This window comes from Knoellia flava TL1, from assembly GCF_000768675.1.
Taxonomy (GTDB): domain Bacteria; phylum Actinomycetota; class Actinomycetes; order Actinomycetales; family Dermatophilaceae; genus Knoellia; species Knoellia flava.
Window position 1 is genome coordinate 58,032 of sequence record NZ_AVPI01000005.1, and the last position, 24,330, is coordinate 82,361.

The following is a 24,330-nucleotide window of genomic DNA, read 5'->3' on the forward strand; positions in this document are numbered from 1 at the left end:
CCCCGCGTGACCTCAAAGAACGAGCCCGAGCTCGACGAGTTCGGCGGAACCATCGGCCAGGGACAGGTGCGCACCATCCGCGCGCCCTGGGGGCCCTCGACCGTGACGCGCGTCCGCAAGGCCGTCGTCGCCGACCTGCGCGCCCGCGACCTCGCGGAGCAGACGATCGACGAGTCCGAGATCGTCGTCTCCGAGCTCATGACCAACGCCATCCGCCACGCCCGCCCGCTCCAGGACGGTTGCCTGCGGGTCCGCTGGAAGGTCCGCGGCGAGGTCGTCGAGATCGAGGTCACCGACGGCGGTGGCGAGAGCACGCCGCTCCCCGCGCCCGCGGCCGTGTGGCTGACGAGTGGCCGCGGGCTGCGCATCGTCCGCTCGCTCGCCCACGAGTGGGGGGTCGGCGAGGACAAGGGCGGCCAGGTCGTCTGGGCGGCCATGGGCGGCCCGAGCCGCCGCCGCGCCACCTGACGTTCCCGAACACGAAGGTGTGCTGGCAACGTCCGGCGAGATGCCGGCGTACCTACCACAGGTGCGGACGCAACGGCAGGCGAGGTGTTTGCGTCCGGCGAGTTGACGGCATACCCACCACAGGTGCGGACGCAAGCAGCAGTGCGGTGGCAACGTCCGGCGAGATGCCGGCATACCCACCACAGTCGCGGACGCAAGCAACTTGGTATGCCGGCCGAGGTCGGCGTGCGTGCGCCTTGCGTGCCGTTGTGGTGACGCCTGCGAGGGGTGGGTCGCCGCCACCATTACGCTGACGCCCATGGGCAAGGCTTCGCGACGACGCAGGACCACCGACGACCAGGGCGCTCCCTCGAGGAGGCAGCGCACGGCGGCCGTCCCCTACGTGAACCGTCCCTTCGAGGGGCTTCCGCAGGAGACCGAGTGGGTGGCGATCCGCGAGATCCTGCCCGCGGCCACGGTGGCTGTCCGCTTCGCCGAGGGCAAGGCACCCGAGGGTGTCGAGGGCGCGACCGTCGCGACCGTGCTGCCGATGGCGTGGCCGGCGCTGCACCGGGCCGACGGCACCGTGCTCATCGGCACGCAGTCGGGGTCCTCGACCGGCGACCCGAGTCGTGACCTCGCGGCGCAGCTGCTCGCCGGTGCCGCCGTCGAGCCGGGCAGCGCCGTGCAGCACGTCCCCGCCGCGACCGCCGAGACGCCGCGCCTGCAGGACCTGCTCGACACGAGCGAGCCGCTGGAGTTCGTCGTGCACGAGGGCTTCGACTTCTGGGTCGAGGGCCAGGAGCTCGACGAGGAGGGGCAGGCCTCGCTCGACCGCGCCAACGAGTCGGTCGTCCCGACCCGCCGCATGTCGGCGCTGCCGTCGGCCTACTGGGTGCGCATCGGCGAGCGCACCTACATCCGTCTCGTCCTGCCGGACGACGAGGACACGGCGACCGACGCCCTCGCGCGACTGCACGCCGCGGCCGAGTCGGGCCTCGGTGAGGGCACGCGGCTGCTGGGTGCCTTCCGGGCGTGCGGGCTGCTCGTGCCCGTCTTCGAGGTGCCGGCCGACAGCGACCCCGCCGACCACGAGGAGGCGCTCGGGGCGTTCGGCACCCGCTACGCCACCGCGCTCGCGTCCAAGGAGGCGCTCACCGCCGAGGAGCGCCGGGCCCGGTCCGGCCTGCTCAGCCGCCAGGTGACCCTGCGCTGATGACGCCGGGGCTCCGCTGCTCGTCACACCTTTTCCGCCCGGAGTGCCTTGGGGTCACTGTGGGCGGGGACAGTCGCGGTGCCCAGTGCACGGAACCCACTTCGGGCGGCGGGTCCCACGGTCTGCGTGGGCAGGTCGTGACGTGGCGGCGGTGACGAGCAGCCGGGCCGTGGCGGCCATCGTCCCGTGCAAGGACGAGGCCGACCGCATCGCCGCCACCGTCGCGGCCGTCCTCTCTCTCGAGGGTGTCGACCGGGTCGTCGTCGTCGACGACGGCAGCTCCGACGACACCGCCGCCGTCGCGCACGCCGCCGGGGCCGGCGTCGTCGTCCACGCCCGCAACGCCGGCAAGGCCGCGGCGCTCGAGACCGGCGTGCGCCACCTGCGCGAGCTCGAGGCCGCCGAGGGCGCGATCCCCGACACCGACCCGCGCACCCCGCGCCACCTCCTCTTCGTCGACGGCGACCTCGAGGCCTCCGCCGCCAACCTCGGCGTCCTCGTCCCGCCGGTCCTCGAGGGCCGCGCCGACATGACGATCGCCACCCTCCCGCCGCAGAAGGTCGCCGGCGGCGGCCACGGGTTCGTCGTCCGCCTCGCCCGCGACGGCATCGAGCGCCTCACCGGCTGGACCGCCGTGCAGCCCCTCTCGGGCATGCGCTGCCTCACCGCGGAGGCGTTCGAGGCCGCGGCCCCGCTCGCGCCCGGCTGGGGCGTCGAGGTCGGCCTGACCGTCGACGTCCTGTCGGCAGGCCTGCGTGTCGAGGAGGTCCCCTGCGAGCTCCACCACCGTGTCTCCGGACGCGACTGGCGCGGTCAGGTGCACCGGGCCAAGCAGTACCGCGACGTCTGGCGCGCCCTCACCCGACGACGCCTCCGACGCCGGCTCCACCGAGTCCTCCCCGAGCGTGCCCGCGGTGTCGCACACCGCGGCTGACGCCAGCGAGGCCGGACCCGACGGCCGCCTCGCCCTCGGCCCGGCCGCGACCGCTCGCGCCGAGCGCGCCCGCGCGGTCCTGCTTGTCGCATCGTTCGCGCTGCTCCTGCTCGTCGGCCTCGCCCTGCCGCACGCCGCCGCGCCCGACCTCGGCCCGCGTGGCTGGGCCCCGGGCACCCTCCTCCCGGTCACGCTGGGACCGGCGGCCGTCACGGCGGCGATGTGGACGGCATACGTGCTCGGTGGTCTGGGGGTGCTCCTCGGCGTGCTCGGGCGCGGGGCGGAGCTGCCCCGTCCGGTCGTCGCGGTCCTCGCCGTCGGCGCGGCGCTCACGGCGCCGTTCGGGTCCGGTGACCACCTCAGCTACGCCGCCTACGGCCGGATCCTCGCGCTCGGCGACAACCCGTGGCTCGAGTCGCCGGTCGGCTGGCGCGGCGGCACCGACCCGGTCGTCTCCGCCGTCGAGCCGCCGTGGACCGAGGAGCCCAGCGTCTACGGACCGTTCGCGACGATCGTCCAGGGGCTCACCTCGCTCGGCGGTGGTGACAACCTGCGCGAGACGGTCTGGCTGTGGCAGCTCGTCACCGTCGCGTCCTGGCTCGCCATCCGCTGGTGCCTGCGCCGCGTGCTGCCCGGCCGCGAGGCGCGCATCGACGCGCTGTGGACCGCCAACCCCCTCGTCTTCTCGGTCGGCGTCCTCGGCTCCCACGTCGACCTCCTCGCCACGGCGCTCGCCGTCGCCGCGGTCTGGGCCGCCCACCGGTATGCCGGCCTCGGTGGTGCCGCGCTCGCCGGCGCCCTCGCGGCGCTCGCCCTCTCGTCGAAGTTCACGTATGCCGTCGTGCTCCTCGCGCTCGTCGTCGCCTTCTCGTCGCGCCGGGTCGCCCGCTCCGCCGTCCTGATCGCGGTGGCGGGCGTCGTCGCCGGCGGGCTGCACCTGTGGGCCGGGCCGAACGTCTACGACCAGATCGGCCGGTCGGCGCGGGCGGTCTCGCTCGCCACGCCGTGGCGCACGGTCTTCGAGTGGCTGGGCCGTGACGTCGAGGCCAGGAGCGCCGTGTCGATGCTCGCGGCGGTCACGGCGGTCGTCTTCGCGCTCTGCCTGCTGCGCCTCGTGCGCTCCGCCCCGCACGCTGCCCTTGCGTCCGGCAATGTGGTGCCCAGATCGACCACTTTGCCGGACGCAAGCGAGGGAGGACGCGCACTCACGGCGGTCGCGGTGCTCACCGGCGCCTACGCGCTCGCCGCGCCCTACTCGCTGCCGTGGTACGACGTCGTCGTCTGGGCGGCCCTCCCGGCGGCACTGCCCGGCGTCGCCGACCTCGTCCTGCTCGCCCGACTGTGGGTGATGTCGATGGCCTACACCCCGGGCCGGGTGCTCGGCATGACCCCCGGCGTCGAGGACGTGACGATGACGGCCCGCACGACGGTCGCGCCGGTCCTGATCCTCGCGACGTGGCTGTGGCTCGTCACGAGCGCCGTGCGCGCCGGGTCCCGGCGACGGCCCGCAGGTCCTCCTCGAGGTTCCGCACCACGACGCTGACGATGAGCGGCACCGCGACGGTCGCGCCTACCGCGGGGATGGCGGTGCCGGAGTCGTTGATGAGGAAGCCGATCGTCAGGGTGATGACGAGGGCGATGAGACCGGCGCGCAGGGTCGGCGCCTTGTCGAAGGACTTGCCGAGACCCTTCGAGCCCCACGACGTGGGTCGCGCGAGGACATAGATGACGAAGAGCAGCGCGGCCGGCACGAGCAGGGTGAGGGGGGCGTTGCCGAGGAGGATGCTCCAGTTCTGCTCGGCCTTGCGGACGACGATGTCGAGGGCGTTGCCGTCGATGATGGCCTGGATGAAGCGGCCGAGGTGGCTGCGGTCGTCGGGCTCGCGCAGCCAGTCGAGGAACGCGACCCCGAAGAAGAGCGCGGCCGAGCCCAGACCGATGAGCAGGACCCGCTTCCACGTCATCCGCAGTCCGAGGATCGAGAGGACGAGGTAGGCGATGCCCGGGATGAAGGCGGGCGGGCCGCCACCATCGGCGCCCCAGAAGGGCGCTCCGTCAACGATGACCGTGAAGACGCCGATGCACAGGACGACGATCGCCGCGATCCGCTCGCGGTGGTGGGCGACGAGGTAGCTCGACACCGCCGTCGCGAGGAGGATCGCCGAGGTGGCGAAGAGCGCGAAGGTCACGTTGCCCATGCCGTAGAACCGCCCGGCGACGACGGGCTGGAGGCCCATGAGCGAGGACTGCTGGAGTCGTGACCCGGTCATGACGTCGCCGGCGAGCACCGCCATCGTCACCGCGGCGACGAAGGCGAGCGGCCCGAGGGCCGAGCGTCCCCACGGACCGCGCAGGCCGGCATACGCGATGAGGGCGACGAAGAGGCCCACGGCGGCGACGATCGAGATCATCGGGACGGGGAAGCGCCACCACGGCAGGAGGTTGGCGAGGAAGGTCGACGCGGGCACCGACGCCGCGGCGACGGCGATGACGCGGACGATGCCGAGCACCTTGCGGCGGGTGTCGGGGCCGCCGATCTTGCCCTTCCACACGAGGAGGACGAGGAGGTAGATGACGAGCTGCCCGTAGGCGAAGGTGTTGAAGAACGGTGGGACGAGGCTGTGCACCTCGTGGCTCGCGAGGTCGTAGTCGACGAGCCCCTGGAGGCGGTCGGCAGCGCGGCGCTCGGAGTTGTCGGGTGCCTGCTCGCTCGTCATCGTCGTGCCGCCGAGGCCGCCCGGGGCGGTGATCCCGGTGAGCGACATGACCGTCACGGGGATGTCCTGGGCCTGGACGAGGCCCGGCTGACGGGTCGACGGGGCGTTGAGCCGTCCCGGTCCATAGTGCGGACCCCGGGCGACGGCGAGGCGGAGGCGCTCGGTGACGCCGGCGTCGGAGAGGCTCGCGACGATGAAGTCGGCACCCCCGGGGGCGGCGTCGATGACCTGTCCGATCCGCTCGTCGACCGCCTTGACCTGCTCCTCGCGGGAGCCGCCGGCCGGCTCCTCGCCCTCGGCAATGTCGTCGGGGTCGCGCACGCTGCCGACGTCGACGATCGTCAGCGGGCACGTGTTCATGTCGACGAGGAGCGTGTCGGGCGACCACGGGGAGTAGCGGTCGGCGGTGCCCTCGGGCATCGCGGCGGCGATGGCGGCGCCGGGACCGACCGGCTTGATGCAGACGTCGGACTTCGCGGCGGCCTCGCCGAGCAGACCGAGCCTGCTGTCGAACTTGCGCGACGCGGCAGCCTGCTCGAACGTCGACCAGCCCGGCACGACACCGCCGCTGGGCTCCTCGATGGGGGCGCAGGGACGCAGCTGGGCGCGGCCCTCGCCGTCGCGCGGGGCGGCGGCGCGGTTGGCGGCGGAGAGCCCGAGCCACCCGTCGACGGGGCAGGTGTTGGTCTCGACCGAGCGGATCGACATCGCCGCGCTCGACCCGTCGCGCAGGAGCATCCAGAGGTTGGGGGTGTCCTCCTCGGACACGTCGGTCCAAGTGATGCCGCCGGTGCCGATGAGCACCGTGGCGCCGAACGGCTCGGGCGCCGCCGGCCTGCCGGACGCCCCGGAGGCGGGGGCGGCGAGGAACGCCGCGCCGACGAGCCCGAGGACGGCCGCGACGCTTGCGAGGAGTACGGCCAGGGCTCGACGAGTCACGGCAGCGATCCTACGTGCGGCGTTTCGCGGGCCACGTGGTGAGGATGTGTGCGACCCGTGAAGACAGAATGGGCCCGTGACCTCGACCCCACCGGTGCGCCGGCGCCCCCTGCCCGCGCGGGTGCAGTGGCCCCTGGCCGTCGTCGTCATCGCGCTCGCGGCCCTGCCGGCGGTGCTGCGCTACATGGTCTTCTGGCCGCTCGACCAGTGGCAGGTCGACGTCGAGGTCTACCGCGAGGCCGGCGTCTCGATCCTCACCGGCCGCCCCATCTATGCCGCGATGACCGAGGCGCCGCAGCTGCTGCCCTTCACCTACCCGCCCTTCGCGGCCCTGCTGGCCATCCCCCTTGCGTGGGTCCCCTTCGGGGTGGCCGGGTGGCTCTGGACCGCCGCCCAGGTCGCGGCGACCACCGCGATCGTCTGGTATGCCGGCTGGCGCCTCATTCATCGCGCCAGCGGCTGGGTGCCCCTTGCCCTGGCCGCGTTGGTGGCGCCGATGCTGTGGCTGCACCCGGTCTCGGATGGCATCCGCTTCGGGCAGGTCAACGCCTTCATGGTCCTCGCCTGCCTCATGGACCTGCGCCGGCCCCGGCCCGGCCTGCTGCGGCACGTGCCGCCCGGGGTCCTCGTCGGGCTCGCGATGTCGATCAAGCTCACGCCCGGTGTCTTCGTCGTGCACTACCTCGTCAACCGGCGCTGGCGCGAGGCCGCGACGGCCGTGGGGACCGCCGTTGGCGTGACACTCGGGTCGTGGGTGCTGCTGCCCGAGGCGTCTTTCGCCTTCTGGGGTGGGGCGCTGCAGGACCCTGCCCGGCTCGGGCCGAACTTCGGCACGTCGAACCAGTCGATGCGCGGCTTCCTCCTGCGCGTCGGGCCCGACGGGCTGGCGGGGACGGCGATCTGGCTCGTGCTCGTCGCGGTCGTCGGCGTCTTCGGGTTCCGGCTCGCGCGCCGGATGTGGCTGCGCGACGACTCGGTCGGCGAGGTCGCGGTCGTCGGGCTGCTCGCCTGCCTGCTCTCGCCGGTGGCGTGGATCCACCACTTCCACTGGGTCGTGGTGGTGATCTTCGCGCTGCTGGGTGCGCAGCCGTGGCGGCGGCGTGGGCCGGGGGTGCCGTGGTGGCGCTCGCGACGGCTGGTGGCGGCAGGTGTGGTGACCGCGTGGTTCCTCATGCGGATGCCGTGGTGGGGCATCTCGTGGCTCAACCACCCCGACTGGCCGGAGCTGCCCGGCCGCATCCTCCAGAATGCCGACGTCGCCGGCGGGCTCGTCGCGCTCGCCCTGCTCTCGTGGGTCACCCGCGACGACGACGCGCACACTGGCACTGGCTTGCGTCCGTAACTCTGGGGGTCAGGGCGTCACCGTGCCGGACGCAAGGGGTATGCCGGCTGCGCGCCTCTCGTTGCGTCCGCAACTCTGGGGGTCAGGCCGTCACCGTGCCGGACGCAAGGGGTATGCCGGGTGGGCGCCTCTCGTTGCGTCCGCAACTCTGGGGGTCAGGCCGTCACCGTGCCGGACGCAAGGGGTATGCCGGGTCAGAAGACCCCGAAGATCTGCAGCGCGCTGACGGCGGCGAGCACGAGGCAGACGGCGCCGCCGACCCGGCGGATCGTCGAGAGGCGGATCCGCTGGAGCAGCGTGCGCCCGAGCAGCGCCGCGAGACCGGAGACGGCGGCGAGGGCGAGGAACGCGCCGATGAAGACCGACAGGGCGTCGTCGAAGCGCAGCACCATCGAGGCGGTGAGGATCTGCGAGAGATCGCCCCACTCCGCGAGGAAGAGGACGGTGAAGCAGAAGGTCACGACCTTCCACCCGGCGAGCTGCTTCGCGGCCGACTTCGCCCCGAACTCCTCCTCCGTCTCGGCCTCCTCCTCGTCGGCCTTGCTCGCCCCGCGCAGCAGGATGATGCCGCCGACGAGGAACAGCAGCGCCGCGAAGATCTCGATCGGCTTCTTGGGCAGCTGGTTGAGCACCCCGCCGATCGCGACGGCGACGAGCGTCTGGACGAAGAACGCCGCGACGACGCCGACCCACACGAGCAGCGGGCGGAAGCGCGTCGCCATGACCAGCGTGGCGATGAAGGTCTTGTCCGGCAGCTCGACGACGAAGATCGTGCCGAAGACGATGGCGATGGTGACGAGGTCGATACCCATGGTGGGCACGAGCCTACGAGCCCTGACGCGAGCCGCCCGAGGGGAGTCCACGGGTCGGCGGGCCGGGAGCCGGCCCGGGGCGGACGGCATACGCTGGCCGTCATGTTCGGGACCAACGCAGTCGAGGCGGTGCTCCTCGCCGTCCTCGTGCTCGTGCCGGTGGCCCTGATCGTCGTGCTCCTCGTCGCGGTCGCGCGGCTGCGGGCACGCGTCGACCACCTCGAGCGGCAGCGGCCGGTCGGCTCCGGAGAGCTCGCCGCGCTGCGCGCCGACATCGGGCAGGCGCTGCGGCACGTGGCGGTCGTGCGCTACGACGCGTTCGGTGACATGGGCGGGCGGCTGAGCTTCAGCGCCGCGATCGTCGACGACAGCGGTGACGGCGTCGTTCTCTCCTCGATCCACGCGCGCGGCGAGTCCCGGACCTACGCCAAGGGCATCACCGGCGGCGGCTCCGACGCGACCCTCACCCCCGAGGAGCAGCAGGCGCTCAGCGCGGCGCGCACGGGAGCGAAGCGATGACGACGCGCTACGGCTACCTCGGCCCCGAGGGCACCTTCACCCAGATGGCGCTGCTCGCCTGGGGCCAGTCGCACGACGGAGAGCACATCGCCTTCGGGTCGGTCGACTCGGCGCTGGATGCGTTGCGCCGCAGCGAGATCGACGCAGCGATGGTCCCGATCGAGAACTCCGTCGAGGGCGGGGTGTCGGCGACCCTCGACGCCCTCGCCAGCGGCGACCCGCTCGTCGTCATCGGCGAGGTCAACGTGCCGATCACCTTCGTCCTCGCCGCCCCAGCGGGCACGCGCCGCGAGGAGATCAGGGCCGTCGGCACGCACTCGCACGCGTGGGCCCAGGTCCGCGGCTGGATGGACGTCAACCTCCCCGACGCGGCCTACGTCCCGACGCTGTCGACCGCTGCCGCCGCGGCCGGGCTCTCGGGCGAGGTCTCGCAGGCCTACGACGCCGCCGTCTGCGCACCCATCGCCGCCGAGAACCACGGGCTCGAGGTCCTCGCCACCGACATCGGCGACCGGTCCGGCGCGGTGACCCGATTCGTCCTCGTCTCCCGCCCGGGGACGCTGCCGGAGCGCACCGGCGCAGACAAGACGACGGTCATGCTCTTCCAACGGCACAACCGCGCGGGCGGCCTCCTCGAGCTGCTCGAGCAGTTCGCGGTGCGCGGCATCAACATGACCCGCCTCGAGTCGCGCCCGACGAAGAACTCGCTCGGCTCCTACTGCTTCTCCATCGACTTCGAGGGCCACGTCCTCGACGAGCGCGTCGGCGAGGCCCTCATGGGGCTCAAGCGCGTCTGCGCCGAGGTGCGCTTCCTCGGGTCCTACCCGCGCGAGGACGGCGCCGCCGTCGACGTCGCCCCGCTCACCACCGACGCGGACTTCGGCCGGGCCCGGGACTGGCTGAGGTCGCTGCGCGGCACCTGAGGCGCGCCGCCCACCTGAGGTGGGCGGACGGCATACGGGCTCACTGCTCGTATGCCGTGACCCACTCGTCGATCTCGGTCCACCTCTCGTCGAGCCACGCCTCGATCTCGGGAGCGTCGTCGGGCACGTCGCCGGCCGCGTAGGTGTGGGTGCGGACGAGGAACGGGCGGTCGGTGAACGGGATGGCATCCCAGACCTCCCGCGGGGTCGAGAGCCGGCCGAACCCCGCGTGCCCGACGATCATGACGTCGGCGTCGGGTCGCTCGTCGAGGACGGCGACGACGCCCTTGGTCTTGGGCGGCAAGGTGTTGAAGAGCGAGATCGCCCGGCGGGCCCGCAGCTCCTGCCCCGCCTCGCGCATCCGGTCGATGAGCCGGCGGCGCCGGTCGGGGGAGAAGTTCTGTCCCTCGGGGAAGAGGAGCAGGACGTCGTCGTCCTTGAGGCCGCGGGCGAGCGAGCGCACTCCCGCGACGCGGTCGTCGCCGGCGCCGGTGCGAGACGGCACGAAGTAGGAGCGCATCTGGGTGAGGAGGGTGTCGACCATGGGGTCCCAGCGCAGGGCCTCGGCGAGGACGATCTTGGGCATCCGCCCGGCGGTGTGACCGAGCAGCCAGGCGAGGGCGATCGAGTCGCCCGGGCCGGCGTGCCGCGCGAACGCGACGAGAGGGGCGCCCTCGTTGCCGAAGTGCATGCGGCCGTCGAGCCGCACCTCGAAGCCCACCCAGCGCCTGGCGAGGATCATCGCCCGGTTGAGCCCGGCGAGGAAGACCTCCTCGTGGTCGTCCTCCCACGCGGGTGCGGTGCGCTCGGGGTTCCCCAGCTGGAGGCGCCAGCAGTCCATGAGCATGCGCACGTCGACCCACATGAGCCCGACGCCGAGCACGCTCACGCGGAAGAGCCGGGCCTTCTTGTCGACGAACGACGCGAACGCGCCGGCGACGATGACCGGGGTGGCGAGCCCGGTGAGGGCGGCGGCGCCGACCGGCCAGACGACGGGCAGTACCCGGCGGACGAGCCGGGGCGGCTTCGGGATTCCCGCGAGACCCATGGCTCGACCCTAGGGGGTGGTGGTGGGCGCGGGTCAGAGGTCGGGCCGCGTCAGAGGTCGCCGAGGTAGGCGGTCGACGCGGCATACGCCTGCTCGGCACGTTCGGTGAGGCGTGACTGGCGGCCGTAGCCGATCGCGACGGACGGTGTCTCCGGTGCCCCGCTCGGCAGGACGTGGACCTCGACGCCCTCGGGGATCGACTCCATCTCGTGGACGTAGCGGTGGCGCCGGGAGATCTCGAACGCGACGACGCCGACCTCCCACGGCCGGCGCGGGGGAGCGAGTGGCTGCTCGACGCGGCCGACCTGGAGCACGAAGATCCGGTCGGCACCGAGGCTCACGGCCCGACCCACGGGGATGGAGTGCACGAGACCGCCATCGAGGTAGTGCTGCCCGTCGATCTCGACCGCGGGGAAGAGCCCGGGCACCGAGCACGACGCGACGACCGGGTCGACGATCTCGCCGCTGCCGAACCACGTCGAGCCGGCTGTCTCGATGCACGCCGCGACGCACTGGAACGGGACCTCGAGCTCCTCGAACGTGTCGACCGGCAGGTGGTCGTCGACGATCGAACGCAGCGGGGCGCTCGTGAGCAGGTGGGTGCGGAAGCGGGCGATCCGGGCCGCCGAGCGCATGGGGTTCTCGAGGAAGACGCCGCTGGACCCGACCGCGCGCCAGGCCTCGGTGAGCGCACGGATGCCGTCGACCGACGGGTCGGCGGCGACGAACGCGCCGTTGAGCGCACCGATGCTCGTGCCGACGACGAGGTCGGGCTGCACGCCGCGCTCGGCGAGAGCCCGGAGCATGCCGAGCTGGGTCGTGCCGAGCACCCCGCCTCCGCCGAGCACGTATGCCGTCGTCATGCCGGCCAGCCTATGCACCGTGGGGTGCGTCGCTCGGTGGGGTGCGTGGCGCGGTGGGGTGCGTCGCACCCGCGGTGGCGGTGCGGAGCACCGCAATAGGCTGGGGCCATGCCAGGTGCCGCGTTCTTCGACCTCGACCGGACCCTGCTCCAGGGCGGCACCGGTCCGCACCTCAGCCAGGCAATGGTCGACCTCGGGCTCGTGCCCCGCTCGTTGCCCGGTCAGGGGTTGCTCTTCAAGGCGTTCGACCTCGTCGGCGAGAACCTGCCGTCGATCTTCCTCGCCCGCCAGGCCACCCTCGTCGCGCGCGGCAAGGACTCGCACAGCTTCGACGCGGCGGCGGCCAACGCGGCCGAGGTCATCGCCGAGCTCGTGCACCCGTTCGCGCTCGCGCTCATCGAGCAGCACAAGGCCGAGGGCCGCATGGTCGTCATGGCGACGACGACGCCGGAGCACCTCATCAAGCCGCTCGCCGACCGGCTCGGCTTCGACCACGTGCTCGCGACCCGCTACGGCACGAAGGACGACGGCCGGTTCGACGGCTCGATCCGCGGGCCGTTCGTGTGGTCGACGGGCAAGCTCAGCGCGGTGCGGCACTTCGCCGTCCAGAACGACATCGACCTGCGCGAGAGCTTCGCCTACTCGGACTCGATCTTCGACGTGCCGCTGCTCGAGGCGGTCGGCTCACCCGCCGCGGTCAACCCCGACCCGAGACTGACGATGTATGCCGTGGCGCGCCGCTGGCCGATCGTGCACTTCGACGTGTCGCCGGGTGTCTTCAAGGTGCCGGTCGTCGGGATCGAGCTCCAGCGCTTCATCCTCGAGGGCCTGCGCTCGACGTTCTTCCCCTGCGCGCGGTTCGACATCGAGGGCGTCGAGAACATCCCGCGCCACGGCCCGGTCATCCTCGTCGGCAACCACCGCAGCTACTTCGACGTCGTCGCCATGGCCAACGTCGTGCGCCGGTCGGGCCGCACCGCACGCGTGCTCGGCAAGAAGGAGCTCTTCGACGTGCCCGTGCTCGGGTCGTTCATCTCGGCCGCGGGCGGCATCCGCGTCGACCGGGCCGAGGGCGGGCAGGTCTCCTACGACATGGCCGCGCTCGCGCTCGAGGGCGGGGAGATGGTCGGCCTGCTGCCGGAGGGCACGATCCCGCGCGGCGAGGCCTTCTTCGACCCGGTGCTCAAGGGCAAGACCGGCGCGGCCCGGCTCGCCGCTGCCAGCCGCGCTCCCGTCATCCCCGTCGGCATGTGGGGCACGGAGAAGGTCTGGCCGCGCTCCTCGAAGCTGCCCAACCTGCTCAACCTGTCGAACCCGCCCACCGTCCGGATCCGGGTCGGAGAACCCGTCGAGCTGAAGTACCGCTCGCCCGCGGCGGACACGAAGCGGATCATGGCGGCGATCAGCGACCTGCTCCCGCCGGAGTCGCGCGAGCAGCGGGTTCCCACGCTCGAGGAGCTGCGCGCCACCTACCCCGACGGCCGCCTCCCCGGCGAGTCCTGAGGCCACCTCGCCCCACCGACGGCGCGCTGCCGCTTGCGTCCGCAACTGTGGTGGCTGGGCCGTCACCCTGCCGGACGTTGCGTCTGCCGCCGCGCCCCGCAGCCGTCCACAGTCGACTTCGCAGGGTGCGCCTGTCCACAGGCGTCGCCTGCAGCGCTTCCGTGGGTGGACGCGGGGCAGGACTGTTCATCGGCATGACCGATCGACGACTGAGCAGGCTTGAAGTACCCGCAGCCCGCGGCCAACGCTTCTTCACGCTGACCGAGATCCGCGCCGCAGGTGTCACGAGGGAGCAGCGACGCCAGCACGTCGAGGCGGAACGTTGGCGGTCCATTCCGAACCGAGGGATCGTCGTCGACCGCGGACCGCTGGACCCCGCGAATGCCTGGCGCGCCGCACTCGCGGAAGTGGCGTGCAGCGCACGGCTGGGCGGAGTCACCGCACTGCAGGCTGCGGGCGTCGGCGGCCTGACCGACACCGCGATCCACGTCTGGGTGACGAAGTCGACGCGCAAGGGGATGCCGACGACCGCGCCAAACGTGGTGCTCCACGAGTCCCGTCGTTGGGGTGTCGATGACGCGACCTCGGTGGGGATACCGCGGGCGAAGCCCGGTGTGGCCGCGGTCCAGGCGGCGCTCTGGTCGCGGACGGTTCGTGAGGCGTCGTTGATGCTCGTGCTCCCAGTTCAGCAACGCGTCGTCACCGCGGACCACCTCATCGAGATCTTCGACCGGGTGCACAGGCATGAGTTCCGGACCGTGCTGCGGCAGGTGCTCGAGGACATCCGCGCAGGAAGCCACTCCATGAACGAGCTCGACTTCGTGAACATGTGTCGAGCTCACGGAATCCCGGCGCCGGCTCAGCAGGTCGCGCGTCACGGTCCCGATGGACGGATCTACCTCGACTGTCGCTGGGAGGGGTCAGGCGTCACCCTGGAGATCCAAGGAGCCGGCCACGGCCAGCTTCTCAACACCCTTGACGACGACCTACGCCTCCTCGGATTGGCCACTGACGGCGACGTCGCACTCTCGGTCTCGGTGCTCACCCTGCGGGTCGACGCCGCGCGGTGGTTCCAGCGATTCGGGGAGCTGCTGCGGGTACGTGGCGCCTCGGTGCCCACCTTGCGTCCGGCAGGGTGACGGTGGAACCCCCAGAGTTGCGGACGCAAGCAAGCGCCAGCGGGACGGCATACGCAACGTCCGGCAGGGTGACGGCCTGGCCACCACAGTTGCGGACGCAGGCAAGCGCCGCACCGACGGCGTACGCAATGTCCGGCAGGGTGACGGTGGAACCCCCAGAGTTGCGGACGCAAGCAAGCGCCGGCCTGACGGCATACGCAACGTCCGGCGGGGTGACGGTGGTAACCCCCAGAGTTGCGGACGCAAGCGAGCGCCGGCCTGACGGCATACGCGACGTCCGGCGGGGTGACGGTGGAACCCCCAGAGTTGCGGACGCAAGCAAGCGCTGGCGGGACGGCATACGCAATGTCCGGCAGGGTGACGGTGGAACCCCCAGAGTTGCGGACGCAGGCAAGCGCCGCACCGACGGCGTACGCAACGTCCGGCGGCGTGACGGTGGAACCGCCAGAGTTGCGGACGCAAGCGCCAGGAGGGCGGCCCGCGCTGTGCGGGCTGTGGACGACGGTGGGGGAATGTCGGCCGGACGGCATACCGTTGTCGTCGGCTGCGCGGACGACAGGAGGTGACCGGCAGTGGACCGTGACGCGGACACCCTGGCGGAGGTCACCGACCGCGAGCTGGCGGCGGCGTTCGACGCGAAGACCCTCGTGCGGGCCGGTGACTACGCCCGCGCGGGCCGCGTCACGAGCATCGTCCTCGCCGACGGCGGCAGGCGGGCCGCGGCCCGCGTCATCGGCAACGGGCCGGCGATCTACCGCACCGAGGTGTCGCTGACGAGCGACGACCACGGCCCGTTCCTCGACAGCGACTGCACCTGTCCCATCGGCACGGCCTGCAAGCACGCCGCCGCGCTCGTCATCGCGCTGCGGACCCAGCGGCCGTGGCGCTCCGACGTCGACGCCGACGAGCCGGGGACGGGTGCGCGGACTGCGTCGTGGCGCGAGGCCCTCGACGAGCTGCTCGACGTCGTCGACCCCGAGCTCGAGGCCGAGCGTGGCACCGTCGGGCTGCTCCTCGACGTCGAGACCCCGCGCGCCCGTCCGAACCCGTGGCACACGGGCGCCGAGAGCCCGCGCGTGCAGCTGCGCCCGGTCGTTCCCGGCGCCGTCCCCGGCCGGTGGATCAAGACCGGCATCTCCTGGGAGGCCGTGGCTGGTGGCTACTACGCCTCCTACGCCCTGCGCCTCGACGGACCGCCGCTCGACGCCCTCACCGCGATCGCCGACGCCCACCGCCGGGGCAGTCGGATGTCGTCCTACGGTCGTATGCCGGCCTCGATCCCACTCGCGACCCTCGGCCGCGGGTGGGTGGACCTGCTCGCCCGTGCGCGCGACGCCGGGGTGGTCCTCGTGGCCGACCCGACGAGCGGTGGCGAGGTCCTGCTCGAGAGCGACGAGGCGCACTTCGTCCTCGACCTGTCGCCGGCCGACGACGGCAGCGTCCGTGCGGTCCCGAGCCTCGACCTGCCCGAGGGCGAGGGTGACGTCGTGGTCGTGGGAGAGCCGCCGACCGGCTGGTTCCGGCGCGAGGGTCGCGACCTGCGGCTCGGCGGGTTCGCCGCGGACGTCGACCTCGCGGTCGCCCGCGTCGTCGAGCGCGGACCGTTCAGCATCCCGCGCGAGGACTGGTCGAGCTTCGCCATCGAGAAGCTGCCCGTCCTGCGCCGCCGGGCAACGGTGCGTACTCACGAGGGCCTCACCCTGCCCGAGGTCGCGCCGCCGCGACTGCACCTCGCCGTCCGGTTCGGCGCCAAGCACGCGACCCACCTCGCTTGGTCCTTCCACTACGGCCCGCTCGACGCTCCCGTCTCCGTGCCGATTGAGCGCGAGCACGTCTCGTTCCGCGATCCGGCGGCCTTCCGCGACCCGGCGCGCGAGGCCGAGCTGCTCGCGCTCGCGCCCACGCGCGAGGACCTGCCCGCCCTCTGGGACCTCACCCGGCTCGGCTGGCGGCTGCGGCCCGACGTCACGCTCGGCGACTTCGACACCGTCGCCTTCGCCGGGCTGCTGCCCGCGCTCGAGGCCCACGACGAGGTGGAGATCGAGGTCAAGGGCGAGAGGACGGCATACGCGGAGGTGACCGAGGCGCCGCGGATCGCGGTGGCGACGACGCAGTCCGAGGACGGCAACGACTGGTTCGACCTGCGCATCACCGTGACGGTCGGCGCCCACGAGGTCCCGCTCGCCGACCTCGTCACCGCGCTCGCGCGCGACGAGGAGCGCATGCTGCTGCCCGACGGCGCCTGGTTCACCCTCGACTCCCCGGAGCTGCACAAGCTGCGCGCCCTCGTCGAGGAGGCCCGGACGCTGCAGGACAAGGCCTCCGGGCCGCTGCGGCTCTCGGTGCTGCACGCCGGGCTGTGGGACGAGCTCGTCGAGATCGGCGTCGTCGAGGAGCAGTCGACGCGCTGGCGGCAGTCCGTCGACGCCCTCCTCGGCCTCGACACTGAGCACGCCCCACCACCGGCGGAGGTGCCGAGCACGCTCAAGGCGACGCTGCGGCCCTACCAGGAGGAAGGGTTCCGCTGGCTGTCGCTGCTCTGGGACCTCGGGCTCGGTGGCGTGCTCGCCGACGACATGGGCCTGGGCAAGACCGTGCAGGTCATCGCCACCGCGCTGCGGGCCAAGGAGCGCGGCGAGCTCGCCGACCCGATGCTCATCGTCGCGCCGACCTCGGTGCTCGGCACGTGGGTGGGCGAGGTCGAGAAGTTCGCACCCGACCTCTCCATCGCCGTCCTCGACCGCACCCGCGGCAAGGCCAGGGTGCCGATGGCCGACGCGATCGCCGGCGCCGACCTCGTCGTCACGACGTATGCCGTGGGGCGGATCGACGCCGAGGAGTTCCGGTCCGTGCGGTGGTCGGCGGCCGTCCTCGACGAGGCGCAGTTCGTCAAGAACCACCGGGCCAAGACGTATGCCGCGATGCGACGGCTGCCCGCGCGGGTCACCTTCGCGCTCACCGGCACCCCGCTCGAGAACTCGCTCATGGACCTCTGGTCGCTGCTGTCGATCGTCGCGCCCGGGCTGCACCCGCGGCCGCAGGTCTTCCGCGACCAGTGGGCCAAGCCGATCGAGAACGGCTCCTCACCCGAGGCGCTCGCCACGCTGCGTCGCCGGATCAAGCCGCTCATGCTCCGCCGCACTAAGGAGGCCGTCGCCGCAGACCTGCCGCCGAAGCAGGAGCAGGTCCTGCACGTCGGGCTCCACCCGAAGCACCGCGCGATCTACGACCGGCACCTGTCGCGCGAGCGGCAGCGCCTGCTCGGTCTCATCGACGACCTCGACGGCAACCGCATCGCCATCCTGCGCGCCCTCACCGTGCTGCGGCAGATGGCGCTCGACCCGACGCTCGTCGACGCCGAGGCCTACGGCGGGGCGGGGACGAGCGCCAAGGTCGATGCGCTCGTCGAGCAGCTTGTCGAGCTCGCCGCCGAGGGCCACCGGGCGCTCGTCTTCAGCCAGTTCACCGGGTTCCTCGCCATCGTCCGCGCCCGGCTCGAGGAGGAGGGCATCGCGCACGCCTACCTCGACGGTGGCACGCGCAACCGGGCCGAGGTCGTGCGCGGGTTCCGCGAGGGCGACGCGCCGGTCTTCCTCATCTCGCTCAAGGCCGGCGGGTTCGGTCTCACCCTCACCGAGGCCGACTACGTCTTCGTCCTCGACCCGTGGTGGAACCCCGCCGCCGAGAACCAGGCGATCGACCGGGCCCACCGCATCGGCCAGACGAAGTCGGTCAACGTCTACCGGATGGTGTCGAAGGACACGATCGAGGAGAAGGTCGTCGCCCTCCAGCAGCGCAAGCGCGACCTCTTCGCCCGGGTCGTCGACGACGGCGAGCTCCTGTCGAGCGCCCTCACCGCCGACGACCTGAGAGCCCTCCTCGACCGCTGACCCCCCGCTCGCCTCGCCCCACTGGCCCCGACATGCCCACGCAGAGCGTGGGACCCGCCGCCTGAAGCGGGTTGCTCGCAGTTCGGGTGGGAACCGTTCCCCGGCGAAGTGCGAGGTTCCCACCTGAAGTCGCGGGGTACGGCCGCCGCAGCCACGTCAGACGCCGCGTGACGGCGGCCACCCACCGTAGCGGCGTCCCGGGGCCGCGTGCCATCGTTCGAACATGAGTGACGCGCCCGCGCCCGCGCCCGGACCCGACGCGGACGACGAGGCGGCGACGCCGGAGCCGACGACGGTCGAACGGGCGCTCACGCGTGGGGTGGAACGGGTCGCCGGTGTCGCGGACGACCTGGTCCACCACCGCGGTCCCAACGGCGCCCGGGCCTTCGTCAACGCGTTCTTCGGCGACCGGCTCGACGTCGCGGGCTCAGCCCTCTCGCACACGATGGGCGTGCGGCGACGCGGACGGTCGGTGCCGCTGACCCGTGAAGGGTTCGAGACGGCATACCCCGAGGCGACCGGCGACGTCGTGGTCCTCGTCCATGGGCTGCTCGTCACCGAGACCTTCTGGGAGCAGGGGCGGTTCGGGCAGCGGCTGCGCGAGGACCTCGGGCTCACGCCGGTCACCGTCCGCTACAACACGGGGCTGCGGATCTCGCACAACGGCCACGACCTCGACCGCATCCTGGCCCGGCTCGTCGAGCACTGGCCGGTTCCGGTGACGCGGCTCGTCCTCGTCGGCCACTCGATGGGCGGGCTCGTGCTGCACAGCGCCCTGGCCCAGGCCGACGTCGAGGGCCCGGGCAGCGCCTGGGTGGGCCTCGTGAGCGACACGGTCACCCTCGGCTCGCCGCACGTGGGTGCGCCGCTCGAGCGCCTCGCCAACACCACCGCCCGGGCCGCCGGCACGCTGCGCCACGTGCGTCCGCTCGCCCGGTTCCTGTCGTCGCGCAGCGTCGGCATCCAGGACCTGCGCCACGGCAACATCCTCGACGCGGAGTGGGACGGCGCCGACCCGGCCGACCGTGTGGGGCGACGGGTCGACGTGCCGCTGCACCCCGGCATACGGCACCTCGCCGTCGTCGGTCTGCTCGGCAAGAAGATCGACAGCCGGATCGCCCAGCTGCTCGGGGACGGCATCGTCACGGCCGCCAGCGCGCGCGGCGCGGGGAGGCGGGCGCCGCGGGGGAGGCAGTTCCCGGCGGAGGACGTCGTCGTCCTCCCGGGCGTCAGCCACCTCGGCCTCGTCCGGGACGAGTCGGTCTATGCCGCGATCCGCGACCGACTCGGTGCCAGAGTGGACCCATGAGCGAGCCGACGACAGCGCCGACGACCGTCATCCTCTTCGGTGCGACCGGAGACCTCGCCAAGCGCAAGCTCATCCCGGGGTTGCTCCACCTCTTCCAGTCGCGGCTGCTCGACGACCTGAGGATCGTCGGCACCTCGCTCGACGAGATCGACGTCGACGCCTTCCGCGACCTCGCCCACGACGCGATCAAGGAGTTCTCGACGCGCGACCTCGACGAGGCGGAGTGGAACGAGTTCGCTGTGCGGCTCGACTACGTGCCGCTGTCGGCCGGGCCCCAGGCTCTGGCGAAGGCGGTCGAGACCGCCGAGTCGCAGCTCCCCGGCGACACTGAGCTGCGGCTGCACTACCTCTCGGTGCCCCCGAAGGCGGCGCTCTCGGCGATCCGGACCATCGCGGAGGCGGGCCTCGTCGAGCGCAGCCGGGTCGTCATGGAGAAGCCCTTCGGCACCGACTACGCCTCGGCGGTCGAGCTCAACCGCAAGGTCCACGAGGTCTTCGCCGAGGAGCAGGTCTTCCGGATCGACCACTTCCTCGGCAAGGAGCCTGCGCAGAACATCCTCGCGTTCCGCTTCGCCAACGGGCTCTTCGAGCCGATCTGGCACCGCAACTCGATCGCCCACGTGCAGATCGACGTGCCCGAGACCCTCGGCTTGGCGACCCGCGGTGACTTCTACGAGGCCACCGGCGCCTACCGCGACATGGTCGTCACGCACCTCTTCCAGATCCTCGCGTTCACCGCGATGGAGCCGCCGACCTCGCTCGAGCCGAACGCGATCAGCCGGGAGAAGAACAAGGTCTTCGAGTCGATGCTGCCGATCCAGCCCAGGGACGTCGTGCGGGGCCAGTACATCGGCTACCTCGACGAGCCGGGGGTCGCGCACGACTCCGACACCGAGACGTTCATCGCCCTCACCTGCTACATCGACAACTGGCGCTGGGCGGGTGTGCCGTTCTACCTCCGCACCGGCAAGCGGATGGCCGAGGGGGCACGCATCATCTCGATCGCGTTCCGCGAGCCGCCGCAGTCGATGTTCCCGCCGGGGTCCGGCGTCGGCGACCACGGGCCGGACCACCTCACCTTCGACCTCGCCGACAAGGCGCGGATGTCGCTGTCGTTCTATGGCAAGCGGCCCGGCCCGGGCATGAAGCTCGACAAGCTCTCGATGCAGTTCGCGATGCAGGAGACGCACTGGGCAGGTGCCGTCCTCGAGGCCTACGAACGGCTCATCTACGACGCCGTGCGAGGCGACCACACCCTCTTCACCTCGGCCGAGGGCATCGAACGGCTCTGGGAGGTCAGCCAGCCGCTGCTCGACAACCCGCCGGTCGTGCGCCCCTACGAGGCGGGCACATACGGCCCCAACCAGATCCACCAGCTCGTCGCGCCGCACACGTGGCGGCTGCCGTTCGAGCGCAAGTGGCGCGACAAGAACCCGGACCCGGGCCCACAGTCGCCGATCGAGGGCGGCGCCAGGCGCTGAGACGGCGCGCCCGTCCTCGGCTCAGACGTAGCGGCCGAGGTCGTCCGCCGCGGCCGAGCCCGACGTCCGGACGATGAGCGCCTTCGGGCGGACCTCGAAGCGGACCCGCCGGGCCTCGCCGATGACGTCGCCGTCGATCTCGACCATCTGCGGAGCGTCGAGCGAGACGAGGATCGACTGGCAGCGGTAGCGGTCGAGCTTGGGGTGGTTCTGCCCCCGCTTGGCGAGCACGTGGACCGCGACACCGGCCCAGCCGACGATGCCCTTGGGGGTGATGGCGACGACGTCGAGGATCCCGTCGTCGACCTCGGCGTCGGGCATGAGCGTGATGCCGCCGGTGAGCCGTCCGCAGTTGCCGACGACGATCGTGCGGGCCGTGTGCGCGATGGGGTCGCCGCCGTCGATCCGGAGCCGGGTCGCGAACCGGGCCCCGAGCAGGTTGCGCGCGCCCGTGGCGACGTAGGCGGCCCAGCCGATGCGAGCCTTCGCCTCCTCGGTCGTCGAGTGCATGATGCTCGCGTCGAGGCCGAGTCCGGCCATGACGAGGAACGCGTGCTGGTTGGGCGCCGGGTCCGAGCCGGACGTGTCGTCGGCGCCGACGTCGGGCTCGGTCGGGCCGTCGTGGTCGGGGTCGAGCTCCTCGGTCGACGACTGCTCGACGTCGGGGTCCATCGTCACCCAGCCGACGTCGATGTGGCGGTTGCGACCGGTGAGGGCCACGTCGAGACCGCTGGCGACGTCGAGCGGGAGCCCGAGGTTGCGGCTCATGAGGTTGCCCGTGCCGGCGGGGATGAGCCCCATCGGGGTCGACGTGCCGGTGAGCACGTGGGCCACCGAGCGGACCGTGCCGTCGCCGCCGATGGCGCAGACGAGGTCGACACCGTCGGCGAGCGCGGCCCGGGCCTGGCCGAAGCCGGGGTCCTCGAGGGTCGTCTCGCTGATGATCGGCTCGTCCCAGCCGTCGTGGGCGAGGACCGTCTCGCGCACGAGCGCGTGGGCGGCCTCGACGTCGGCGAACTTCGTCGGGTTGAGGATGACCGCGACCCGCTTCTTCGGCGGCGGGACGTCGTCCTCGGTCTGCCGGAACGTCGAGCGGGCCGGGCGCCGGGGAGACGCGTGGCGCCCCCGCGACCCTCCCCAAGAGGACGCCAGCCACACCCCCACGCCGATGATCAGCAGGAGTCCGAGGATCGCTGCGATCACGGGCCAGGAGTCGGTCACGACAGGGACCGTACCCCACGGTCACATGCCCGCAGCCCGCATCGGCGGGGGCCGCCGACCCGTGGTCCTACCCTGTGGTCATGAGCGACATCGTCCCCGACGGCAAGGACTGGACCTGGACGCTCGAGAGGGCGTGCCCCGACTGCGGCTTCGAGGCCGCGAACGTGACGGGAGACGACATCGCGGGGCTCGTCACGGCATACACGGAGCCGTGGAGCGACGTCCTCGCGCGGGCGGACGTCGCCGTGCGACCGGACCCGACGACGTGGTCGCCGCTGGAGTACGCGTGCCACGTGCGCGACGTCTGCGACCTCTTCGCGGCGCGGGTGCGGCTCATGCTCGACGAGGACGGCGCGCGCTTCGCCAACTGGGACCAGAACGTCACCGCGGTCGAGAGCGCGTATGCCGTCCAGTCACCGAGCGTCGTCGCCGCCGAGATCCCGGCCGCGGCGAGGCGGCTCAGCGAGGCGTATGCCGGCCTGTCCGGTGAGCAGTGGGACCGGCGCGGGGTGCGCTCGAACGGCTCCGAGTTCACCGTGCTGAGCCTCGGGCGCTACGCGCTGCACGACCTCGCCCACCACCTCTGGGACGTCCGGGCGTGAAGCCCGCCTGGATCTACCTCGCTCTCGGGCTGGCCCTGTTCCTCGCCGTCATCGTCCCCCCGCTGCTGCAACGCTTCCACGTCAACGGCCCCATCGTCCTCGTGAGCCTCGGTCTCGTGCTGGGGCTGCTGCCGGGGTTCCGTGACCTCGACCTCGACCCGGTGTCGCACGGGACGGCGCTCACGCACATCACCGAGTTCACCGTGCTCGTCTCGCTCATGGGCGTCGGCCTGGCGCTCGACCGGCCGCTGAGCCTGCGCGACGTCGGGTCGTGGCGGACGTGGTCGCCGACCTGGCGGTTGCTCGGCATCGCCATGCCCCTGTCGATCGCCGGTGTCGCCCTGCTCGCGTGGGGGCCGATGGGAGTGGCTGCGCCGGCCGCGCTGCTGCTGGGTGCGGCGCTCTCACCGACCGACCCGGTGCTCGCCTCCGACGTGCAGGTGGGCGGCCCCAACGAGGGCGAGGGCGGTGGCGGCGAGGACCACGAGGACTCCGAGGAGGTCGACGAGGACGACGAGGTCCGCTTCGCCCTCACGAGCGAGGCCGGGCTCAACGACGGGCTGGCCTTCCCCTTCGTCCATGCCGCGATCCTGCTCGCCACCGTCGGCGGTGTCTCGCAGTGGGGCGCCGGATGGCTCGCCTGGGAGCTCGTCGGCAAGATCGTCATCGGGGTCGCGGTCGGTCTCGCCGCCGGCTGGGCGGTGGCGCGACTCGCGTTCACCGCACGGACGGAGGAGCTGCGCTTCGCGGCGACAGGTGAGCCGATCGTCGCCATCGCTGCGCTGCTCGCCACCTACGGCGTCTCGGAGGTGGCCGGCGGCTACGGCTTCCTCGCGGTCTTCACGTGCGCGATGGCCATCCGCAGCTTCGAGCGCAAGAGCTCCTACCACCACGACATGCACGAGGTCATCGAGCGCCTCGAGCGGCTGCTCACCCTCGTCGTGCTCCTCCTCCTCGGCATGGCCCTGACCAACGGCCTGCTCGCTCACCTCGACTGGCGCGGGGTCGCGATCTCGCTCTTCCTCCTGCTCGTGCTGCGCCCCCTCGTCGGGCTGCTGTCCTTCGTCGGGCACCCGCACCAGAGCGGACCGCGTGACTTCGACCGTCGCGAGCGGATCGTCGCGGCGTTCTACGGCGTGCGCGGCGTCGGTTCGCTGTTCTACCTCGCGTATGCCGCGACGCACGCGGAGTTCCCGGAGATCCGTTGGCTGTGGTCGGTCGTGGCGTTCACCGTCGTCGTGTCCGTCTTCCTCCACGGCTTCACGGCTCCCCTGGCCATGGACTGGCAGGAGCGGGCCAAGCAGCCGGCGGGCACTCCCGACTGAGCCGGCGCTGGGCCTTGTGTCCTGCAGGACGCGCGACAGGGCGCGCGTCCTGCAGGACACAAGAGGGTGTGCGGGCCGAATCGTCGTCGAGTGCCCGCCA

19 protein-coding genes are annotated in these 24,330 nt (G+C 72.4%); 14 read left to right on the forward strand and 5 right to left on the reverse strand.

The window, feature by feature from the left end; genetic code table 11:
- Positions 1–6 precede the first annotated feature (6 nt).
- The 4 genes from N798_RS03315 to N798_RS03330 all read left to right on the forward strand — a co-directional run bounded on the left by N798_RS03315 (position 7) and on the right by N798_RS03330 (position 4,140).
- Positions 7–468: an ATP-binding protein gene (locus tag N798_RS03315; protein WP_035946263.1), complete on the forward strand. Its 462-nt coding sequence runs from the start codon at positions 7–9 to the stop codon at positions 466–468.
- Positions 469–766: 298 nt separating this feature from the next.
- A complete protein-coding gene (locus N798_RS03320; RefSeq protein ID WP_035946265.1) occupies positions 767–1,663 on the forward strand; it encodes a DUF5926 family protein in 897 nt (298 codons plus the stop codon).
- A 151-nt stretch (positions 1,664–1,814) separates the two neighbouring features.
- Positions 1,815–2,597 carry a glycosyltransferase gene (locus N798_RS03325; RefSeq protein ID WP_035946293.1) on the forward strand — a complete coding sequence of 261 codons (783 nt, stop codon included), beginning with the start codon at positions 1,815–1,817 and terminating at the stop codon, positions 2,595–2,597.
- Positions 2,578–4,140 (forward strand): hypothetical protein, encoded by a 1,563-nt coding sequence (locus N798_RS03330; protein ID WP_156971590.1) that lies wholly within the window; start codon positions 2,578–2,580, stop codon positions 4,138–4,140. Before N798_RS03325 ends, N798_RS03330 begins: the two co-directional genes overlap by 20 nt.
- On the opposite strand, the gene N798_RS03335 is transcribed toward N798_RS03330, so the two are convergent.
- The gene (locus tag N798_RS03335; protein WP_035946267.1) at positions 4,067–6,253 is read right to left on the reverse strand and encodes a hypothetical protein; all 2,187 of its coding nucleotides are present in this window, start codon (positions 6,251–6,253) and stop codon (positions 4,067–4,069) included. The two genes, N798_RS03330 and N798_RS03335, sit on opposite strands and share 74 nt — an antisense overlap.
- A 76-nt stretch (positions 6,254–6,329) precedes the next feature.
- Between N798_RS03335 and N798_RS03340 the strand changes: the two genes are divergently transcribed.
- Complete coding sequence (locus tag N798_RS03340; protein WP_052116861.1) at positions 6,330–7,595, forward strand: glycosyltransferase 87 family protein; 1,266 nt, start codon at positions 6,330–6,332, stop codon at positions 7,593–7,595.
- Between the two features lie 194 nt (positions 7,596–7,789).
- Here N798_RS03340 and N798_RS03345 read toward each other — a convergent pair whose 3' ends face one another.
- The gene (locus tag N798_RS03345) at positions 7,790–8,407 is read right to left on the reverse strand and encodes a TMEM165/GDT1 family protein (RefSeq protein ID WP_052116862.1); all 618 of its coding nucleotides are present in this window, start codon (positions 8,405–8,407) and stop codon (positions 7,790–7,792) included.
- Positions 8,408–8,509: 102 nt separating this feature from the next.
- On the opposite strand from N798_RS03345, the gene N798_RS03350 reads away from it, so the two are divergent.
- Entirely contained in the window at positions 8,510–8,926 is a 417-nt protein-coding gene (locus tag N798_RS03350) for a DUF4446 family protein (protein ID WP_035946268.1), read from the forward strand.
- Positions 8,923–9,849, forward strand: a complete 927-nt coding sequence (pheA, locus tag N798_RS03355; protein ID WP_035946269.1) for a prephenate dehydratase — start codon at positions 8,923–8,925, stop codon at positions 9,847–9,849. The genes N798_RS03350 and pheA overlap by 4 nt, the downstream gene beginning before the upstream one ends.
- A 40-nt stretch (positions 9,850–9,889) precedes the next feature.
- On the opposite strand, the gene N798_RS03360 is transcribed toward pheA, so the two are convergent.
- The gene (locus tag N798_RS03360; RefSeq protein WP_035946271.1) at positions 9,890–10,897 is read right to left on the reverse strand and encodes a 1-acyl-sn-glycerol-3-phosphate acyltransferase; all 1,008 of its coding nucleotides are present in this window, start codon (positions 10,895–10,897) and stop codon (positions 9,890–9,892) included.
- Between the two features lie 50 nt (positions 10,898–10,947).
- Positions 10,948–11,760: a patatin-like phospholipase family protein gene (locus N798_RS03365; protein ID WP_035946272.1), complete on the reverse strand. Its 813-nt coding sequence runs from the start codon at positions 11,758–11,760 to the stop codon at positions 10,948–10,950.
- A gap of 108 nt (positions 11,761–11,868) precedes the next feature.
- Between N798_RS03365 and N798_RS03370 the strand changes: the two genes are divergently transcribed.
- The 5 genes from N798_RS03370 to zwf all read left to right on the forward strand — a co-directional run bounded on the left by N798_RS03370 (position 11,869) and on the right by zwf (position 21,082).
- Entirely contained in the window at positions 11,869–13,263 is a 1,395-nt protein-coding gene (locus N798_RS03370) for an HAD-IB family hydrolase (protein ID WP_035946273.1), read from the forward strand.
- Between the two features lie 125 nt (positions 13,264–13,388).
- On the forward strand, positions 13,389–14,402 hold the full coding sequence (locus N798_RS03375) for a hypothetical protein (RefSeq protein ID WP_156971592.1): 1,014 nt from the start codon (positions 13,389–13,391) through the stop codon (positions 14,400–14,402).
- A gap of 572 nt (positions 14,403–14,974) precedes the next feature.
- Positions 14,975–18,292 (forward strand): DEAD/DEAH box helicase, encoded by a 3,318-nt coding sequence (locus N798_RS03380; RefSeq protein WP_035946274.1) that lies wholly within the window; start codon positions 14,975–14,977, stop codon positions 18,290–18,292.
- Between the two features lie 223 nt (positions 18,293–18,515).
- Complete coding sequence (locus N798_RS03385) at positions 18,516–19,601, forward strand: PGAP1-like alpha/beta domain-containing protein (RefSeq protein WP_052116864.1); 1,086 nt, start codon at positions 18,516–18,518, stop codon at positions 19,599–19,601.
- Positions 19,598–21,082 carry a glucose-6-phosphate dehydrogenase gene (gene zwf / locus N798_RS03390; protein ID WP_035946275.1) on the forward strand — a complete coding sequence of 495 codons (1,485 nt, stop codon included), beginning with the start codon at positions 19,598–19,600 and terminating at the stop codon, positions 21,080–21,082. Before N798_RS03385 ends, zwf begins: the two co-directional genes overlap by 4 nt.
- Before the next feature lie 21 nt (positions 21,083–21,103).
- On the opposite strand, the gene N798_RS03395 is transcribed toward zwf, so the two are convergent.
- On the reverse strand, positions 21,104–22,303 hold the full coding sequence (locus N798_RS03395; RefSeq protein WP_052116865.1) for a diacylglycerol/lipid kinase family protein: 1,200 nt from the start codon (positions 22,301–22,303) through the stop codon (positions 21,104–21,106).
- A gap of 80 nt (positions 22,304–22,383) precedes the next feature.
- Here N798_RS03395 and N798_RS03400 point away from each other — a divergent pair, with 80 nt between their 5' ends.
- Entirely contained in the window at positions 22,384–22,905 is a 522-nt protein-coding gene (locus N798_RS03400) for a DinB family protein (RefSeq protein WP_035946301.1), read from the forward strand.
- A complete protein-coding gene (locus N798_RS03405) occupies positions 22,902–24,230 on the forward strand; it encodes a cation:proton antiporter domain-containing protein (RefSeq protein WP_198030700.1) in 1,329 nt (442 codons plus the stop codon). Before N798_RS03400 ends, N798_RS03405 begins: the two co-directional genes overlap by 4 nt.
- Positions 24,231–24,330 lie beyond the last annotated feature (100 nt).

Coding starts and splice junctions, on each gene's coding strand:
- N798_RS03365 (WP_035946272.1), bottom strand. CDS start 11,760: ATGACGACGGCATACGTGCTCGGCGGAGGCGGGGTGCTCGGCACGACC.
- N798_RS03400 (WP_035946301.1), top strand. CDS start 22,384: ATGAGCGACATCGTCCCCGACGGCAAGGACTGGACCTGGACGCTCGAG.
- N798_RS03345 (WP_052116862.1), bottom strand. CDS start 8,407: ATGGGTATCGACCTCGTCACCATCGCCATCGTCTTCGGCACGATCTTC.
- zwf (WP_035946275.1), top strand. CDS start 19,598: ATGAGCGAGCCGACGACAGCGCCGACGACCGTCATCCTCTTCGGTGCG.
- pheA (WP_035946269.1), top strand. CDS start 8,923: ATGACGACGCGCTACGGCTACCTCGGCCCCGAGGGCACCTTCACCCAG.
- N798_RS03370 (WP_035946273.1), top strand. CDS start 11,869: ATGCCAGGTGCCGCGTTCTTCGACCTCGACCGGACCCTGCTCCAGGGC.
- N798_RS03385 (WP_052116864.1), top strand. CDS start 18,516: ATGAGTGACGCGCCCGCGCCCGCGCCCGGACCCGACGCGGACGACGAG.
- N798_RS03350 (WP_035946268.1), top strand. CDS start 8,510: ATGTTCGGGACCAACGCAGTCGAGGCGGTGCTCCTCGCCGTCCTCGTG.
- N798_RS03320 (WP_035946265.1), top strand. CDS start 767: ATGGGCAAGGCTTCGCGACGACGCAGGACCACCGACGACCAGGGCGCT.
- N798_RS03360 (WP_035946271.1), bottom strand. CDS start 10,897: ATGGGTCTCGCGGGAATCCCGAAGCCGCCCCGGCTCGTCCGCCGGGTA.